The following is an 18,791-nucleotide window of genomic DNA, read 5'->3' as shown; positions in this document are numbered from 1 at the left end:
TTATTTCCTCGCTTTTCTATATGTCAAAATTATTATTTGCTTATAACAGTATCATTACTCATGTATTTTTGCAACACGTTTGGTATTGCAATCGACCCGTCAGAATTTTGATAATTCTCCATTATGGCAATAATCGTTCTTCCTATAGCTAAAGCTGAGCCGTTTAAAGTGTGAATATATTTTTTCATCTTTTTATCAGTTTCTGAAGAGTATTTAGTGTTCATCCTTCTTGCTTGAAATGCACCACAATTTGAGCAGCTTGATATTTCTCTATATTTATCTTGCTCAGGTAACCATACCTCTATGTCATAAGTCCTTTGTGCAGCAAAACCCATATCACCACTACAGAGTAGCATTACTCTATACGGTAATTCTAGTTTTTTTAATATCTCTTCAACAATACTCGTCATGCGCTCAAGTTCATCATTTGATTGGTCTTCAGTTGTGATACTAACCAATTCCACTTTACCAAATTGGTGTTGCCTTATCATACCTCTCGTGTCTCGCCCTGCGCTGCCTGCTTCTTTACGAAAGCACTCCGAATATGCAGTAAAGCGAATAGGCAGTTCTTTTTCTTCCATTATTTTGTCAGCAACTAAATTTGTTAAAAACACTTCACTTGTGGGAATCAACCTCAATTCGTCGGTAGTTAAATACGAATCGTCAGAAAATTTCGGTAGCTGACCAACATTATACATAGCCTCGTTTTTCACCAAAGTCGGGTGGTACAGCTCAGTATAGCCAAATTCATTAACATGCATTTCAAGCATAAAATTTATTAGCGCTCGTCCAAGCTTAGCTAACTGTCCTTTTAATATCGTAAATCTTGATCCGGAAATTCTCGCCGCTTGTTCGAAGTCCATTAAACCTAATTTTTCTCCGAGTTCATAATGAGATTCTGGTACAAAATCAAACTGTCTTTTTCCTCCATATCTTCTCACCTCTAAATTAGAGTTCTCATCTGCGCCTATTGGCACATCTTGCGCAGGAATATTCGGCAAGTTAGATAAAACATTCACTAACTTATCCTTTTCTGCTTGTTCTTTTAAGCTGATTGCCTCTATCTCATTTGTGATGCTTTTTGACAACTCTATTTGCTCTTCACAGGGGCTCTTGCTCATTTTAAGCTTTTTTATTTCCTCTGTGATTTCATTGCGCTGCCTATTCAAATCCTGCAGTTTAGTGGTTAATGATCTTTTCTCGTGATCGATTTCTAATATCTCTTCCGCAGTAGATTCTCTAATTCCCCTGCTTTTCATTGCCTTTTCAAATCCTTCAGGGTTTTTGCGTATATATTCTATATCGTGCATATATTGTGCTATTACTAACATTGTTACTGTACTCCAAAAGCTCTTAATATTCAATATTTTCTCATACTACTAAAATTATTATGGTTGATTTTTTTGTTAGAATTTGTTAAAATTTAATTAACTTAGCGTTCATAGGGTGTAGTATGTTGGGCATTACAAAAAATAATCAGAAAGAGAGCACTTACTTTGCTGGTGAGGAATTCGTTATCTACGCTACTTGTGTATGCCTAGCAGCCACATTCGCTGCTGGCTGTTTAGGGGCGGTAATAGGATCCCCTCTATTGACCTTTCCACTTGCTATGCTCATCTCTAACCCCGTAGTTTGGGTTTTAATGGGAATAATTCTTACAGTAGCATACAAAATGGTTGTTGAACCTTTATTTTACTTAGCGAAGAACTATATTAATGGAAAAAGAGCTTCAAAGGGGGAAAAGAGTGAAGAAAAAGATACAGAACTACAAGATTTGCAAGGCAAGACTCCAGAAAAGCAAGCAAGACCGAAAACTCCTGATAGGGATAGTGGTGTTATTACATCGGAAATAGCTATAGATAATAATTCTTTTTTACATCAAACAGAGAAAGAAAAGAATTATAATTACAAATTAACTACTACTGATATTAGAGATATTGTAAAAAGCAAATATGGGTGGATAGCACACAAAAATAAAAAAGGCTTAAAAGATACTTCTGAAGGTGTGATTTTTGCTTGTCCTGACTCTACATCATCTTTAGAGCAAGAACTAAAAGAATATAAAAATAAAGTAGAACGAGAGGGTAGTGATTTAGTGTTCACTTCAATCCTTAATTTAAATGGAAACCATTGGGTAACACTGGGTGTTTCTTACGACGAAAAGAGTGAAAAGTTTAGAGCTTGCTATTGCGATTCATTTGGTGAACCATTACCAGAAGAGGTATCAAGTGCGCTACAGAAAACTCTAGGAATAGACAATAGTAGTATTAGAAACTCAAAAGCTAAACAACAAGATGATAAGTATAATTGTGGAATATTTGCCTTAGAGAATGCTAAGAAAATTACAGATATGCTGAAAGCAGGCAAATCGTTTGATGAAATTGATGATCAGCTAAAATATGAACTTAGCTCAGAGCAATTAATAGAGAAGAGAAAAGAATTTGCAAAAGCGTTGAAAAAGGATGAACAAAGCAGGGCTGGCACGCCAAGCCCTGTATTAGGTGGTCCAGGAAATATAAGTCGTAAAGATAGCGGAGTAAGTTTAGATTCAGTAGAAAGTAAGCAAACAAAAATTGTTCAATATAATACTACAGGTGATGGCAACTGCTTTTTCCATGCGGTATTTGGTGATAATAGCTCTGGTCAATATAAAACTGAAAAAGCACAAGATATGAGAATGGAATGGCACAAATTTTTAAGTCAATTTAACTCTTTGAATAATCCAAGGATGCCTGAGTTATTGAAGGGACAGATGCAGAAAGTTTTTGGTGCATTCTTAGAAAATCCAAATCATTTGATTGGTATGTCGGACTCAATAAAAGATTTGGTTCAGCATACAAACAGACGGGTAGAGAAGATCAAAAAAAAGACTAATAAATTAATAAAAAAGTTATGTTGTCTTACGACATTAAAAGAAAATGAAGTTATAGGTGATTTAAGAAGCATTAGTGCTAGTAATCTCAATATTAGTGAAAGAAAATATGATAGAAATTATAATAGTGATACTGCAGCAAATTCTTTTCTCAATGGCAAATCCATTTATAGATCTTATCTAGAGGCAATCAGCAGCCAAAGTTACCATGTTTTCATAGAAGAAATTTCTATCTTAGCTTCGCTGGCTAATATTGAAATTGACGTCTACTATAAAAATAATGGTAATGATGTAAATACATTGTTTCTGCCAAATGCGGGAATGATAAATGAAGGTTATCAGCAGAACAACGAGCTATGGGGAAATAAAGAACAAGAAACGGTATACTTGGCACCTGGTCATTATGAGAGAGCTGAGATAGTAGAGGTAGAGCCTTCTCTTATGGAAAAAGTAAGTTCGGCTATACAAAGTGTTGTAACAGTATGTGTAAATGCGCTAGGTTTGAACACATAGAATATATGTCCCTACAAGTAGGAAATTTGACAATTGATTCTCCAGTTATTTTAGCTCCAATGTCTGGAGTGACTGATTATCCGTTTAGAAGTATTGTGAAGAAACTTGGTGCAAGTTTGTTAGTTTCAGAAATGATTGCAAGCAGAGCTATGATTATGCAAACTCATCAGAGTCTGCAAAAAGCAAAAGTCGATGCATTAACTGCTGTGCAGCTTGCTGGGTGTGAGCCAGATGTTATGGCGGAGGCTGCAAAATTAAACGAGGACATGGGAGCAAAAATTATAGACATAAACTTTGGTTGCCCTGTTAAAAAAGTTGTAAACGGTTATGCAGGATCAGCGCTAATGCGTGATGAGAAAAAAGCCGCTGAGATAATTGAAGCTGTGGTCAAGGCAGTGAATGTGCCAGTTACAGTGAAAATGCGCACCGGGTGGAACGATGAAAATCGCAATGCACCGAGACTTGCGAAAATTGCCGAAGACTTAGGAGCAAAGATGATTACTGTACATGGAAGAACAAGGGCACAGCTTTATAACGGTCAAGCAGATTGGAAATTCGTTAGAAATGTTAAAGAGCAAGTAAAAATCCCAGTTATAGTAAATGGCGATATTAAAAATTTAAATGATATTCAGAATGCTCTCAAAGAATCTGGAGCAGACGGAGTGATGATAGGTCGTGGTGCCTACGGTAAACCTTGGCTGATTAATCAAGCAATGAACTTTCTCAGTGGAAGTGAAACTTCTGAGCCAACAGCTTCAGAGAGATTAAGCATCATACTCGAGCATTACGACAATATTCTTGAGTACTATGGAAATGACACAGGAATAAAGATGGCCCGCAAACACATAGGTTGGTACAGTAGCGGGCTTCAAGGCTCATCTGAATTTCGTGTGAGAGTAAATAACATGTATCCGTTCAGGAGAGTGGTTTAAGAAACAATAGATAGGAGATTTTGGAAAGGATTGAGACTCCTTTGTTTCCAAGTTAAGTATAATGAAATTATCCGCTCAAGGAATGTATTTCCCCGCTTTGATTGTGTAAAATATGAGTTTTTGCGATAAACGACATAATGCCGAATTTGCCGTTCAGCGTGGTTATTTGTCAGCGGAATATTTTCTGGGTCATCTAAAAATTTCCACATCATTCTTTCAGATCTCAGAACATTTTTTGCAACTCGAGAGGCTCCAATTGCTTCAGGTAAACGAGATATCTCCTTCAAGTAATACTTTGTACGTTTTCTTAATTTTCTGGCACGTCTGACAAACCTCAAAACATCTATCTCACTTTTTAGTAAAGCTTTTTTTAGTGCAAATAATTCAGTGGCCACGTTTCTCAAGTAACAACCCAGAACTTTAACTTCAATATTCCAACTATGTGCTAATCTTTCAAAATCTCTTGATAAATGTGCCCAACAGATTTGCCTGTTTTTATCGGCAAAATAATTGTATGCTGCATACCTGTCAGTTATTACCAAGCTATTGCGATTGCAGAATTTACTATTTTGTAAAACTTTCATTCCTCTTGACTCTGTAAATTTTACAAAACTTGCCGTATTGCTTGCAAACATCCAACACCAAGCGAGTTTACCTTTGTTATAATGGCTCGTTTCATCAATATGTAGAACTTTACTCCTACTTATCTCTTGTTCGATCTGCTCATACATTTTTTTGCATTTTGAAGCAACTCTATGTTCACTATTTGATATGCTACCGACGCTTATGTTCAAATTGAAGATATCATTTACGACACTCGCTATTTCGCGTTTTGAATTTTTGTAGAATCCGCTGAACGCTGCAATTATTGACTTAACCCTTGGACCAAATGTATCTGGCGTAACACCTTCCGGTAACTTGCTACTTCTTCTCTTTCCGCATCTCCGACAACGGCCATGTTCTAACTGATATTCCACTACATAAGGCTTGATTTCTGGAAGATCAACTTTCTGATGAATATATGGTTTTTCACATATTGCAATTTCTCCTCCGCATTCGCAAGTATTAGGCAACTCTATCTTTACTACTTTATCTGCATCCATGTTGGCGCGAAAACTTCCTTTATGACCAACCTGACCGCCAATATTCCTTTCGCTTTTCGGCTTATTCTTTTTTATTTTATACAACTCTTTGGAACTTGGTATTGATGAATTTTTTGAGCTTAAACCGAGTCTTTCTCTTAACTCAGCATTTTCTATCTTTAAAGCCTTATTTTCTGCTTTTAAACTTTCATTCTCTTTTTCCAATCTTTCTATTTTTGCTTCTAACCTTTCTATTTTTTGCTGTAAATTTTTGCAAAGTTCTAAAAGGTTTACCATATTATTTCACTTTTGCTCTATGATTATCTTTTTAGATCACCTTGTCTACCTTATTCTGCCACTCCGCTGAACGGATACAATAACATGACAGATAGCACAGAAGTGAAAGAAAATATTATTGGCTTTTTTGGTCAAGAGACACACTAGCTGTACTCAATTCGACTGATCGTATGCCACTACGCTCTCTTCCTCACCAGAGTGTAAATGACAACCATTATCCATCAACCATTCCTCGTCATAAGTTTCAATATCAAAATATTTTTCATATTTATCCACATTATCACAAAGTGAAAGTGCTCTGATCTTATTCATAATCAAACCTGTACCAGCAGGAATTAATCTTCCTACTATAACATTTTCTTTTAATCCACTTAAAGGATCACTCTTCCCGCAGAATGCTGCTTCTGTAAGTACTTTTGTTGTCTCTTGGAAAGAGGCAGCAGAAATAAAGGAGCTAGTTTCAAGACTTGCCCTAGTAATCCCCTGCAGAATAGGAAGATAATGAGTAGGCCGTTTGCCAGAGTTACTCATAGCATCATTTTCCCTATCAACTTCCAGCTTGTCAATGCTTTCGCCAACCAAGTACATAGTATCACCAGGATCAGTAATTTCCACTTTTTGTAGCATTTGTTTTAAGATCACCTCTAAATGCTTATTGTCTATACGAACACCCTGCAATCTATAAACTTGCTGTATTTCAGAAATCATATAGTGCGCTAAAGCTTCTAACCCAAGCACACGTAAAATATCATGGAGATCAGGGTCACCATCCATCAATAGATCACCTTTACGTACAAAATCACCTTCATTGACTATTACATGCTTACTTCTTGATACCAAATATTCAACTGGAGAAATTTGTTCATCTACAGGTTTAATTAATATACTGCGTTTTCCTCTACGGTCTTTTTCAGAAAACGCTACATAGCCATCTATCTCACTAACAATAGCATGCTCTTTAGGACGACGTGCTTCAAATAACTCTATAACCCTCGGTAAACCACCAGTAATATCACGAGTTTTAACTGACTCTCTTGGTGTTCTTGTAATAACATCACCTGCATGAACCTTCTGGCCATCTTGTACATTGAGCACTGCACCGATTGGTATAAAATAACATGCTTCAACGCCACTTGCGAGTGTCATTACTTTACCATTATCGTCAAGCAGCACAATACGAGGACGTAAATTAGCTCCACCAGAATGCAATTTCCAGTCTTTTACTACTTTGCTTGATATTCCTGTAGATTCATCCATCACTTCAGTGATCGAAATTCCATCTTTTAAGTCCTGATAAGACACTGTACCAGTCTTCTCCGTGATAATAGGCAATGTATAAGGATCCCATTCCGCAACTTTATCGCCAATTTTTACTGACCCACTCTCATCTACATAAAGCTTAGCGCCGTAAGGTACACTGTGCTTCAACTTCTCACTACCAAGGCTATCAATCAACACGACTTCACAGGAACGGCTTATCACAATTTTATTTCCGTTTCTATCTATAATTATATTACTATTGTTTAACTTTATTTTAGCATTAATAGAAGCTATAATATTCGAGGATTCAACGCCTCTAGTCATTACTCCACCTATATGAAAAGTACGCATCGTTAACTGAGTACCTGGCTCTCCAACAGATTGAGCAGCTATAACACCAACTGCTTCACCTATTGAAACAATTTTACCAGTTGCAAGGTCTCTTCCATAACATAAAGAACATACACCAGGACTTATTTCACAAGTTAAAGGCGATCTAATTTTTACAACATCAAGACCTGCAATGCTGATTTGCTTTACTTTATCCTCATCAATTAATTCCCCTGCTTTTACTAATAATTCTTTTGTCACTGGGTTATATATATCATTTGCAGCTGTTCTACCCAGCACAACACTCTCTAGAGATGCAACTATAGTACTTCCTTCAACTGTAGCTCTCACAACAAGACCATTTTTTGTTTTACAGTCATGCTTTGTAACTATGCAATTTTGAGATACATCAACTAAACGACGAGTTAAGTATCCAGAGTTTGCAGTTTTAAGTGCAGTGTCAGCTAAACCTTTACGCGCACCGTGAGTAGAATTAAAGTATTCAAATACGTTCAATCCTTCACGGAAATTAGAAATTATAGGTGTTTCTATAATCTCACCAGAAGGTTTGGTCATGAGCCCTCGCATTCCTGCTAGCTGTTTCATCTGTGAAGTAGAACCCCTTGCACCAGAGTTAACCATCATATACACTGAGTTGTACTTACTATTTCCATCATATATAGATATTGCTTTTAACATATCATTAGCTATCATATCCGTACACTTAGACCATTCATCTATAACCTTGTTATACCTCTCACTTCTAGTTATTAGCCCATCTTGATATTGCATAGAGAATTTCTTAATTTCACCCCTCGCGTGATCAACATGTGTAGCTTTAGTTTCAGGTATAACCATATCACAACGACCAAAAGAGACACCAGAAAATGTGGCATACTCAAAGCCAAGTACCATTAATTTATCAGAAAATGCCACTGTAGCACTTTGACCACAGTTACGATATACCAAATCAACTATACCAGTTATTTCCTTGACTGTTAATATCTGATTTATTAGATCGAAGCCTAGATTCTCATGCTTAGGAAAAATTTGCCATAATATTAAACGGCCAGGAGTTGTACAAACAGTTTTATAGTGAGTTTCACCGCTGCTATTAATATACTCCATCCTATACTTTATACTAGAATGAATATGTAAAGTACCATCACTCAAGGAATGCTCAACTTCACAAAAAGCACCAAAAGATGGTAAATTATCTTCCTTAGGTTCTTGTAAAGTCAGATAATATATACCAAGTACTATATCTTTACTAGGAACTATAATCGGTCTGCCATTAGAAGGACTTAAAACGTTATTAGTGGACATCATCAACACCCTAGCTTCAAGCTGAGCTTCCAATGAAATTGGCACATGCACTGCCATTTGATCACCATCAAAATCAGCATTAAACGCCGTACAGACAAGCGGATGAAGCTGTATTGCTTTGCCTTCAATAAGGATTGGCTCAAAAGCCTGAATACCAAGTCTATGTAGCGTAGGCGCTCTATTCAACAAAACAGGATGCTCTTTTATTACCTCTTCAAGCATATCCCAAACTTCTGGTTTTTCTGCTCTTATCAACTTACTAGCAAACTTAATAGTTGGAGCCATACCATACATCTTAAGCTTTGAGTAAACAAAAGGTTTGAATAGTTCAAGAGCCATTCTTTTTGGTAATCCACACTGATTTAGTTTCAAAGTTGGACCAACAACTATTACAGAACGTCCAGAGTAGTCTACTCTTTTTCCTAAGAGGTTCTGGCGAAAACGACCCTGTTTTCCTTTTAACATATCACTAATGGACTTTTTATATCCAACAGCACCAGCTTTATTTACCAAAGTATTACGACGACTATTATCAAAAAGAGAATCAACTGCTTCTTGTAACATCCTTTTTTCATTACGAATCATAATCTCAGGAGGATTTAAGCTCAACAATTTCCTTAACCTGTTATTTCTATTAATAATAGTCCTATAATGATGATTCAGATCAGAAACTGCAGGACGACCACTCTCAAGCGATACCAAAGGACGCAAATCAGGTGGTAAAATAGGTATAGTTGTAAGTATCATCCACTCAGGCCTATTTCCAGATTTAATGAAGTTTTCAACAATACGCAATCTCTTTATAATTTTCTTTCTTCTTATCTCAGAAGCAACAGATTCTAATTCTAGTCTTAAATCCTTCCTAATTTCATGTAAATCAAGGCGCGTTAGCAACTCTCTTATAGCTTCAACACCTTGCATAGCTACAAAACTATCGATCCCATAGCTATCTTTAGCTTCATTATAAGCTTTTTCACTAATAATCTCACCTTTTTCAAAAGGCGAAACAAGAGGATCTATTACGATATAATTATCGCTATATAAAATATTCTCAATATCTCTGAGAGACATATCCAATAATGCTCCAATTCTTGAAGGAAGCGATTTCAAAAACCATATATGAGCAACAGGAGATGCAAGCTCTATATGACCCATCCTTTCTCTTCTTACTTTAGAAGATGTAACTTCTACTCCGCATTTTTCGCATATGCGACCTCTGTGTCTTCTTTTTTTGTATTTTCCACATAAACATTCATCGTCATTGACAGGGCCAAAAACCTTAGGGCAAAATAATCCACCTTTCTCAACTTTGAACGTACGATAATTTGCAGTTGAAACATCTTCTATCTCACCACAAGATATACGCTTAATACTTTCAGGGCTAGCAATCGATATGCTAACCTCATTAAAAGGTTGTGCAATGTTAGTGTGAGATATATCTTCAATCACTACATCATTTTGCTTTAAATCTACATTTAAACATAAAGAACGTAGTTCTTTTATCATCACATTAAAGGATTCAGGAATTCCACATTCAAAATTACTGTCACCTTTTATTATCGATTCATAAATCTTAACTCTACCATTAATATCATCAGACTTCACAGTTAACATTTCCTGCAAAGTATAAGCAGCACCATAGGCTTGTAATGCCCAACATTCCATTTCACCAAAACGCTGACCACCAAAATGAGATTTTCCTCCAAGAGGTTGTTGAGTAACCAAACTATAAGGCCCTACTGAACGCGCATGAATTTTACCATCAACCAAGTGGTGCAACTTAAGCATGTACATGTAACCAACTGTAACCTTGCGGTCGAATTTTTCACCACTGCAACCGTCATATAATACAGCTTGTCCAGAGTTATCTAAACCAGCAAGTTCAAATAATTTTGCTATTTGTTCATCTTTTGGACCCTCAAATACAGGTGCAGCAACAGGAACGCCATCACGTAATTTGCGTGCAAATTCAATGAGATTATTATCACTAATATTACGAATATCATTACAGATAGATACGTTACTGCCATAGCTATAAACCTCAATCAGGAAGTTACGTAAATTGCTGTATGAACTTTTACAAGAGTTCAAATAGTTCTCTACTAACTCATTCAACTCGTCATTTAGTGCATTCTTATTAGGTGTATTTAAAACAGAAGCCGTTATTTCATCATCATCAATATTTTCAATTTTTTTATTATCAAGGTATGCTACTGCAAATTGTGTAAAATTATCATCGTTAAGGGACCTAATTCCCTTGCAAAAAGCACTTTTGATCTTATTGATCTCATCGAGAATATTACTTACCTTTTCCCCTAATTTTCTACAAGCCCAACCTACATGCGTTTCCAGTATTTGCCCTACATTCATTCGTGAAGGAACACCAAGAGGGTTAAGAATAATATCAACAGGAGTACCATCTTCCAAATAAGGCATATCTTCCACTGGCACAACTCGAGAAATCACACCTTTATTTCCATGTCTACCAGCCATTTTATCCCCTGGTTGCAGACTATGTTTCACAGCAATGAAAACTTTTACTGACATCGACACACCTTGAGGCAGGTCATAACCTTCATGTAATTTTTCTACTTTTCGCTTAAACTGTGCTATTGCATGTGATACTTTTTCATCAAAATCTTTTTTTAAGCTCTTAACTTGCTCAGAAATGGATTGGTTTTTTAATCCTATACCCCACCATTGCTCACGTTCAATAGAGTCAAATTTTTCTCGATCTTGAGAACCAGAATTAATAAGAAGTTTCTTCAGTTCATCATAGAAATATTCACTAGTAACATTGATTATATAATCTCGCTCTTCCTCAAAGTCATTTATCTCTTTTTGTTTGATGAGTAATGCCCTTTCATTTTCTTCAACCCCCCTGCGTGTAAAGACTTGTACATCAATTACTGTCCCTTCAACATCTGGAGATGTATATAAAGAGGAATCCGCACAATCGAATGACTTTTCACCAAAAATTGTCATCAATAACTTCGTTTCAGGAGGCAATGAAAGAGAAGGTTTAGGTGTAACTTTACCTACCAGAATATAGCCTGGACCAACTCTTGTACCAATTTTCACTATACCACTATCATCCAAGTGATATAGATTTTCTTCATTAACACCAGGTATAGCACGAGTTATTTTTTCTGATCCTAAAGGGGTATCATGTACAACACAGTCAAATTCTTCTATATGAATAGAAGTAAAGAGATCTTTTTTAACAACTTCACTAGAAATAATAATAGAGTCTTCAAAATTATAACCTTGCCAAGACATAAAAGCGACTAGCAAATTTTTACCAAGCGCCAACTCACCACTGTTAATTGCAGGACCATCAGCTATTACATCACCCTTTTTAACATAATCACCTACGCACACTAGCGGTCTTTGATTAATACAAGTATTATGGTTAGAACGCTGAAATTTCCTTAGATGATAAATATCTACGTCCAAGTAGTTAACCCTTTCTTTATCAAAAGCACGTATAACTATAGAGTTACTATCAGAACTATCAACTATGCCATCGCGTTTTGCTAAAACTACAGCACCAGAGCCAGAAGCTACAAAAGACTCCATACCAGTAGCAACCAGAGGAGCGGTAGGCTTCAATAAAGGTACGGCCTGACGTTGCATATTTGAGCCCATTAATGCTCTATTAGCATCATCATTTTCTAAAAATGGAATCAAGGAAGCTGCAACTGATATTACCTGCTTAGGAGATACGTCAATGTAACTAACTTGGTCGCTACTTACCATGACGAAGCTACCAGCATATCTACAGTATAGCATGTCATCAACAAAGCAATTATTTTCATCAAGCTTTACGCTAGTGTCAGCTATATGATGTGAGCCTTCGTCTATAGCAGAAAGATACTCAATTTGATCAGTAACAACCCTATTGACTACTTTTCTATAAGGGCTTTCAATGAAACCATATTTATTAATACGCGCGTATATAGCTAAGCTGTTGATTAACCCTATATTTTGCCCTTCAGGAGTCTCAATAGGGCAAATTCTTCCATAATGAGTTGGATGAACATCACGCACCTCAAATCCTGCCCGTTCTCTTGTTAAACCGCCAGGACCTAACGCGGATAACCTTCTTTTATGTGTTATTTCAGATAACGGATTAGTCTGATCCATAAATTGAGATAATTGAGAAGAATTGAAGAAATCTCTTAAAACATTAGTTAACACTTTTGGATTAATAAAATCAGATGGAGAAACTTTATCTAAACTAGAAGTGGACATAGAATCAACTATTGCGCGTTCCAATTTCAACAACCCAGTTCTAAATTGATTTTCTATAAACTCTCCAACTGATCTTACTCTTCTGTTTCCTAAATGATCAATATCATCTACAGATCCTTGACCGTCACGTAACAATACTATTTTTTTCACAATTTCAATAATATCTTCATGCGTTAAAACAGTTAAATCCTCATCATAATTTAATCCAAGGTAAGAGTTAAGCTTCAACCTACCAATGTTAGACAAATCATAATATTCCGGACTGAAGAAAAGATTACGGAAAAACTCTTCTACTATCTCTAAAACAGGAACTTCACCAGGACGCAAAACTCTATATATTTCATATAGTGCATCCTGATAAGACATGTTTTCATCTAAGAAAAGCGTATTTAATATATAAGGTCCAACAAACAAATTATCTATGTTCAACACTGATATTTCATCTACAGATAATAACTCAAGCTTCTTTATGTCTTCCAGCTTTATAGATTCACCAGCAGATAAAATTTTCGTAGAGCTAGCACTATCCATTAAATCTTCTGCGAGGAATAAACCACATATAGAATTAAAAGGAACCAGATACTCTTTCAATTCATTATCATATAGCTTTTTAGCTAGTCTTGAGGTAATACGAACGTTAGCTTTAAGCAGCACATTACCTTCAATATCCATTAAGTCGAAAGGCAGCCTCACTCCTTTAAATTTATCAGGAACAAAAGGCACTTTCCAACCATCTTTATGTTTTACATACTTTATTTTCTCATAAAATCTATCGAGTATATCATTATTTGATAGACCCAACGCCTTTAATAAAACTGAAATTGGCAATTTTCTTTTTCTATCAACACGAAAATACAAATGGTCTTTAACATCAAATTCAATATCAAGCCAAGAACCCCTATAAGGAATAATTCTAGCAGAATAGATCAATTTACCAGAATTGTAAGTTTTTCCCTTATCGCTATCAAAAAATACACCAGGAGACCTATGCATTTGTGAGACGATAACTTTTTCCACACCATTAATGATGAAAGTGCCTTTATCAGTCATCATAGGCAACCCACAAAAGTGGACTTTCTGCTCTTCTATAGATTTTACAACGGTTGCAAGTTTAGAATGATCTCCACTCTCTTTAATCGATTTATATTCATCAAGAGAAATACCATCCTGCATAACAACAAGACGTATAGAAGCAATAACCTGAGCAGAAAAAGTTACACCACGCTTTATACACTCAGATTCATCATACTTAGGATCATCTACCCTACAACTTATAAACTCAATAGTAGCCCTACGCAAAGGATCATTTATTGGAAAGATTGTATGAAAGATAACTTCAAGTCTTTCATTACCCTTATTCTTAGGAGTAAAAGAATCATATGATTCTTTTTGAACCTTAACCAAATCCAATAAAGAATCTTTTAAATCAATCGACCTAGAATAAGAAACTCTAGGAACAAAAGCACCAGAAGCGTACATATAAGAAGAATCAACCATTAAAATACCCCAAACTAATTAAAAGAGCTATATCAATATAAAATTAATACATTAAATATTATTCAAGCTCCACTTTAGTTGCTCCTGCTTCAATAAGTTTTTGCTTGATTTTTTCTGCTTCGTCTTTAGGAACATTAGCAGTCAAATCTTTAGGTAAAGATTCAACCAACTCTTTTGCTTCTTTTAAACCCAATGTAGAATTAACCTCTCTCACAGCTTTAATAACTCCTATTTTTTTACTCGCATCAATTTCTTTAATCACAACTTTATACTCAGCTTTTTCTTGAGCAGCAGGAGCAGCAGCATTATCACCAATAGGCGCCCCAGCACCAACAGCTCCACCAAGAAAAGAACCAGCAGGCAACCCTATTTTCTCTTCTAAAACTTTTACAAGTTCAGAAGCCTCTAATAGGTTTAAAGATAATATTTTATCAACCAAATCACTTGTTACATTACTCATAATTACCACCTTACTTAACAACAAATTTATTTTTTAGAACTATAATAATCCAAAACTCTCATAAGCCTCATAGAAGATGAATTAATAGACAACGCTAACCGAGCAGGAATATCATAAGATATTAAACGCATAATTTTAACACGCAATTCATCCAGAGAAGGCAACTTAGCCAGTTTATTAACATCTTCCACTGTTAACAATTCATTTAAATGAGCTGCGCAAATCACAGACATTTTTTCTTTGTTAGCATTAGTAAAATCAACTATTAATTTTGCAGCTTCTACTATGCCACTAGAGTATATAATAGCAACAGGACCGGAAAATTTGCCTGATAAATAAGAGAATTTACCAGTCCTTTCCAAAGCCAAGCGCGCTAGAGTGTTTTTAACTACTAATACCCCACCTGCTATAGACTTCAGACTATTCCTCAGAGTTAATGAATCATTAGCATTTATAGATTTAAAATTTACTAATATCAAGAAATCATTATTTACAAATACGTTTATTGTGCTCTGTATAAATTCATCCTTATCTTTACGCTTCACGGTATCACTCCCTTAAATTATATCTTCCACTTTGCCTATCTTATAAGCTTTACCCATAGTTGAATTTAAAAAAACACCCTTAAAGTAAATTCCTTTCGCAGAAATAGGTTTATTATCTTTAATTACTTTAAGAAAGGCTTTTAAATTTTCTAGCAAGTCATCAATATCAAATTTAATATTTCCTAATTTACCATGAATAACACCATTTTTATCTGTTCTAAATTTTACCTGACCAGACTTAATGGTTTTAATAGCTTCTGCAATGTTAGAAGTCACAGTACCAAATTTAGGGTTAGGCATCAGCCCTTTAGCACCCAATACTTTTGCAATAGGAGTGATTTTTGCCATAAAATCAGGAGTAGTAATGCACCAATCAACATCTAACTTTCTACCTTTTTTTATTTCTTCAACTAAATCCTCTCCTCCTGCAATATCAGCACCAGCTTTTTCAGCTTCTAATAAATGTTTATCTTGAGCGAAAACAGCTACTTTAATATTCTTCCCGATACCTTTAGGCAAAACTACTGTACCACGCACCTGCTCTTCAGATTTACGTGAATCTACGCCTAAATTGACCGCAATATCAACTGATTCATTAAATTTTGCTGAAGCAGACTCAACAATCTTCCTCAAACACTGCTTAGGATTATCATTATATGTATTCATTTACCTAACCTTCCACAACTTCTATACCCATAGATTTTGCAGTGCCTACAACCATTTTCACTGCTGAATCTTCATTATCCACTTTCATATCAACCATCTTGCACTTTGCTACTTTAATTATAGCAGACATAGGTAATTTAGCCACTAATTCTTTACCAGGATTACCAGAACTTTTACTTAATTTAGCCTCCTGCTTAAGTAAATAAGCCACAGGCGGACCGCTGACAGTAAAATCATGAGAGCGATCATCCTTTATGGAAATTCGCACTGTTACTAAATCGCCTACTTTATAATTAGCGTTAGCAGCACTAGTAACTTTATTAAAAGCTTCACAAAACTTAGGAACAGGTATACCACGTGGACCAAGTACTGAAGCAATTTTCGGTCCTGGAACTGCTTTCCCAGCTTCCATAAGTAAGTTAATCTTAGCAACTATAACACTCATAATTAATCCTCTATTTTCTCTACTTGAGCCAGATCAAGCTCTATTATTGTCGGCTTACCTAAAATCGATACTTCCACATTAATAATTTTTTTCTCATCGTTTACCATATTTACCTTACCAGTAAAATTTTGAAAAAGACCATCATTAATTTTCACTTTTTCACCTTTTTCATAACCATAACCTAACTTCTTTGTCTCTTGAGCATTATAAAGTGCATTACACATTGAGTGAATCTCATCATCCAAAATCACCTTTGGAATATTACCGTTTTTCAAAAATCCATAAACCTTAAGAGATTTTGGTATATTATTGATAAAATTCAATACTTCATCGCATAAATTCACGTATAAAAAGACATAACCAGGAAAGCATTTCCTTCGTGTAGCAATTTTCTTAGATTTCAACTCTACTTCACTTAGCTCTTCATATGGAATAAAAACTTCCTTAAAGTAATCATTAACACCCAATCTCATAGAATTTTCTAATATATGTTGGCGCACTTTCTCTTCACAATTAGAAGCAACTCTCAAGATATACCATTTATACCTATTAAATTCTTTACACTTTAAACTTATCTCATCATCTAAAATCATCTCAAAATTACCAGATTCGCCACTGCAGAATCCAGGCGTTTGATTCAAAATATTTTTGCTTTCATCACACAGATGCATATATACATACACTTCACATAATTCTTTTATATCAGACTTTGAATTACATACCGTTTGATAAGGAATAAACACTTCCTTAAAATAAACAGCATTACTTACCAATTCGCGTATACCTTGCTCATATCCATAATCAACTTTAATGATATACCATTTATATTCACATTCCATAAATAATTCCAAATAAAGCCTTAATTACGTAAAGAGACATAAAATCCACAAAACAGAAGAAAATCGAAAAGCATAATATAACAATCATTACAACAAATAGAGATGACAACACCTCCTGTTTCTTTACCCAAGCAATTCTTCGTATTTCTTGCTTTATATCACAGAAAAAACCACACAAACTTTTTAACATTTCCACCACAACATTAATGCAGGAGCGATAGGAATTGAACCTACAACCTCTGGTTTTGGAGACCAGCGCTCTACCAATTGAGCTACACTCCTATAACTCAAACTCTCACTCCAAAATTTCAGAAACAACACCAGAACCAACAGTTCTACCGCCTTCTCTTATCGCAAAACGCAATCCCTTATCCATCGCTATCGGTACTTGCAATTCTACTTCTATACTCACATTATCTCCTGGCATTACCATCTCCTTCCCATCTAGCAATTTTACGCTCCCAGTTACATCTGTTGTCCTTAAATAAAACTGTGGCTGGTAATTCGCAAAAAATGGTGTATGCCTTCCTCCTTCCTCTTTCTTTAATATATAAACCTCCGCCTTAAACTTTCTATGCGGTGTTATCGTCCCCGGTTTCGCTAATACTTGCCCTCTCTCCACTTCTTCTCTTTTTGTTCCTCTTAACAATATTCCTACATTGAGTCCTGCACTTCCCTTATCCAGCAACTTCTTAAACATCTCAACACCTGTGCATATCGTCTTTTGCGTCGCTTTCAGACCTATTATCTCTATCTCTTCTCCCGTCTTTATCTCTCCCTTCTCTATTCTTCCTGTTACCACTGTTCCTCGCCCCGATATCGAAAATACATCTTCGATTGGCAATAAAAATGGTAAATCCACAGGCCTTGGTGGAACCGCTACATATTCATCTAACTTTTCCATCAATTTGTCTATTGATTTCTTTCCATATTCGCTGCTGTCATCCTCCAGCGCCTTGAGTGCTGAACCAACCACCACAGGCACTTCATCCCCTGGAAATCCGTATTTACTCAGTAATTCCCTCACTTCCATTTCTACTAAATCTATCATATCAGCATCAGCAACATCAGCTTTATTTATATACACCACGATATATCCAACACCTACCTGCTTCGCCAGCAATATATGCTCTCTCGTTTGTGGCATTGGCCCATCAACCCCCGACACTACCAATATCGCCGCATCCATCTGTGCTGCACCTACTATCATGTTCTTTACATAGTCAGCGTGTCCAGGACAATCAACGTGTGCATAATGCCTTTTTTCCGTCTGATACTCAACATGCGCTGTTGCTATCGTTATCCCCCTCTTCCTTTCTTCTGGCGCTTTATCTATCTGATCGTACGCTACAAAATTTCCATAATGCTTCGTTATCGCCGCTGTTAACGTCGTCTTCCCATGATCCACATGTCCTATTGTTCCCACATTTACATGCGGCTTTCCAAATGCTTCCACTACTGCTGTCATAATTA

Annotated in this window: 12 protein-coding genes and 1 tRNA gene; 2 read left to right on the top strand and 11 right to left on the bottom strand. The window is 35.8% G+C overall.

Features of this window, described 5'->3' with window-relative positions; all coding sequences use genetic code 11:
* Nucleotides 1-32: 32 nt before the first annotated feature.
* Entirely contained in the window at nucleotides 33-1,310 is a 1,278-nt protein-coding gene (serS, locus tag AAGD51_RS02260; RefSeq protein WP_077188478.1) for a serine--tRNA ligase, read from the bottom strand.
* A 143-nt stretch (nucleotides 1,311-1,453) separates the two neighbouring features.
* On the opposite strand from serS, the gene AAGD51_RS02255 reads away from it, so the two are divergent.
* Both AAGD51_RS02255 and dusB read left to right on the top strand, forming a co-directional pair.
* Nucleotides 1,454-3,385, top strand: a complete 1,932-nt coding sequence (locus tag AAGD51_RS02255) for a Ulp1 family isopeptidase (RefSeq protein WP_077188476.1) — start codon at nucleotides 1,454-1,456, stop codon at nucleotides 3,383-3,385.
* Between the two features lie 5 nt (nucleotides 3,386-3,390).
* Nucleotides 3,391-4,317: a tRNA dihydrouridine synthase DusB gene (dusB, locus tag AAGD51_RS02250; protein ID WP_341810486.1), complete on the top strand. Its 927-nt coding sequence runs from the start codon at nucleotides 3,391-3,393 to the stop codon at nucleotides 4,315-4,317.
* Here the strand turns inward: dusB and AAGD51_RS02245 are convergent.
* The 10 genes from AAGD51_RS02245 to tuf form a co-directional block, all read right to left on the bottom strand.
* Nucleotides 4,314-5,696, bottom strand: a complete 1,383-nt coding sequence (locus AAGD51_RS02245) for an IS66-like element ISWen3 family transposase (RefSeq protein ID WP_341810389.1) — start codon at nucleotides 5,694-5,696, stop codon at nucleotides 4,314-4,316. The genes dusB and AAGD51_RS02245 overlap by 4 nt on opposite strands.
* A gap of 153 nt (nucleotides 5,697-5,849) precedes the next feature.
* A complete protein-coding gene (locus tag AAGD51_RS02240; RefSeq protein ID WP_264329621.1) occupies nucleotides 5,850-14,363 on the bottom strand; it encodes a DNA-directed RNA polymerase subunit beta/beta' in 8,514 nt (2,837 codons plus the stop codon).
* A gap of 58 nt (nucleotides 14,364-14,421) precedes the next feature.
* Complete coding sequence (rplL, locus tag AAGD51_RS02235; protein WP_007551887.1) at nucleotides 14,422-14,823, bottom strand: 50S ribosomal protein L7/L12; 402 nt, start codon at nucleotides 14,821-14,823, stop codon at nucleotides 14,422-14,424.
* Between the two features lie 26 nt (nucleotides 14,824-14,849).
* Complete coding sequence (gene rplJ, locus AAGD51_RS02230; protein WP_006279539.1) at nucleotides 14,850-15,368, bottom strand: 50S ribosomal protein L10; 519 nt, start codon at nucleotides 15,366-15,368, stop codon at nucleotides 14,850-14,852.
* Nucleotides 15,369-15,380: 12 nt separating this feature from the next.
* Complete coding sequence (gene rplA, locus AAGD51_RS02225) at nucleotides 15,381-16,034, bottom strand: 50S ribosomal protein L1 (RefSeq protein WP_077188473.1); 654 nt, start codon at nucleotides 16,032-16,034, stop codon at nucleotides 15,381-15,383.
* Nucleotides 16,035-16,038: 4 nt separating this feature from the next.
* The gene (locus AAGD51_RS02220; protein ID WP_006279541.1) at nucleotides 16,039-16,479 is read right to left on the bottom strand and encodes a 50S ribosomal protein L11; all 441 of its coding nucleotides are present in this window, start codon (nucleotides 16,477-16,479) and stop codon (nucleotides 16,039-16,041) included.
* 2 nt (nucleotides 16,480-16,481) lie between these two features.
* The gene (nusG, locus tag AAGD51_RS02215) at nucleotides 16,482-17,318 is read right to left on the bottom strand and encodes a transcription termination/antitermination protein NusG (RefSeq protein WP_065094731.1); all 837 of its coding nucleotides are present in this window, start codon (nucleotides 17,316-17,318) and stop codon (nucleotides 16,482-16,484) included.
* Nucleotides 17,308-17,508 carry a preprotein translocase subunit SecE gene (gene secE, locus AAGD51_RS02210; RefSeq protein WP_022626186.1) on the bottom strand — a complete coding sequence of 67 codons (201 nt, stop codon included), beginning with the start codon at nucleotides 17,506-17,508 and terminating at the stop codon, nucleotides 17,308-17,310. The genes nusG and secE overlap by 11 nt, the downstream gene beginning before the upstream one ends.
* 19 nt (nucleotides 17,509-17,527) lie before the next feature.
* Nucleotides 17,528-17,600 (bottom strand) — tRNA-Trp (locus tag AAGD51_RS02205).
* 13 nt (nucleotides 17,601-17,613) lie between these two features.
* Nucleotides 17,614-18,786, bottom strand: coding sequence for an elongation factor Tu (gene tuf, locus AAGD51_RS02200; protein WP_236514501.1), 1,173 nt, complete (start codon nucleotides 18,784-18,786; stop codon nucleotides 17,614-17,616).
* Between the last annotated feature and the right edge of the window lie 5 nt (nucleotides 18,787-18,791).

Origin of the sequence: Wolbachia endosymbiont (group A) of Volucella bombylans, from assembly GCF_964026965.1 — a bacterium.
In the GTDB taxonomy this organism is placed as follows: Bacteria; Pseudomonadota; Alphaproteobacteria; order Rickettsiales; family Anaplasmataceae; genus Wolbachia; species Wolbachia pipientis.
This window is presented reverse-complemented; position numbering and strand designations above follow the sequence as displayed.

Excerpts from the sequence above, each read along its gene's own strand:
- serS (WP_077188478.1), bottom strand. The coding sequence starts at position 1,310 with ATGCACGATATAGAATATATACGCAAAAACCCTGAAGGATTTGAAAAG.
- AAGD51_RS02255 (WP_077188476.1), top strand. The coding sequence starts at position 1,454 with ATGTTGGGCATTACAAAAAATAATCAGAAAGAGAGCACTTACTTTGCT.
- dusB (WP_341810486.1), top strand. The coding sequence starts at position 3,391 with ATGTCCCTACAAGTAGGAAATTTGACAATTGATTCTCCAGTTATTTTA.
- AAGD51_RS02245 (WP_341810389.1), bottom strand. The coding sequence starts at position 5,696 with ATGGTAAACCTTTTAGAACTTTGCAAAAATTTACAGCAAAAAATAGAA.
- AAGD51_RS02240 (WP_264329621.1), bottom strand. The coding sequence starts at position 14,363 with ATGGTTGATTCTTCTTATATGTACGCTTCTGGTGCTTTTGTTCCTAGA.
- rplL (WP_007551887.1), bottom strand. The coding sequence starts at position 14,823 with ATGAGTAATGTAACAAGTGATTTGGTTGATAAAATATTATCTTTAAAC.
- rplA (WP_077188473.1), bottom strand. The coding sequence starts at position 16,034 with ATGAATACATATAATGATAATCCTAAGCAGTGTTTGAGGAAGATTGTT.
- AAGD51_RS02220 (WP_006279541.1), bottom strand. The coding sequence starts at position 16,479 with ATGAGTGTTATAGTTGCTAAGATTAACTTACTTATGGAAGCTGGGAAA.
- nusG (WP_065094731.1), bottom strand. The coding sequence starts at position 17,318 with ATGGAATGTGAATATAAATGGTATATCATTAAAGTTGATTATGGATAT.
- secE (WP_022626186.1), bottom strand. The coding sequence starts at position 17,508 with ATGTTAAAAAGTTTGTGTGGTTTTTTCTGTGATATAAAGCAAGAAATA.
- tuf (WP_236514501.1), bottom strand. The coding sequence starts at position 18,786 with ATGACAGCAGTAGTGGAAGCATTTGGAAAGCCGCATGTAAATGTGGGA.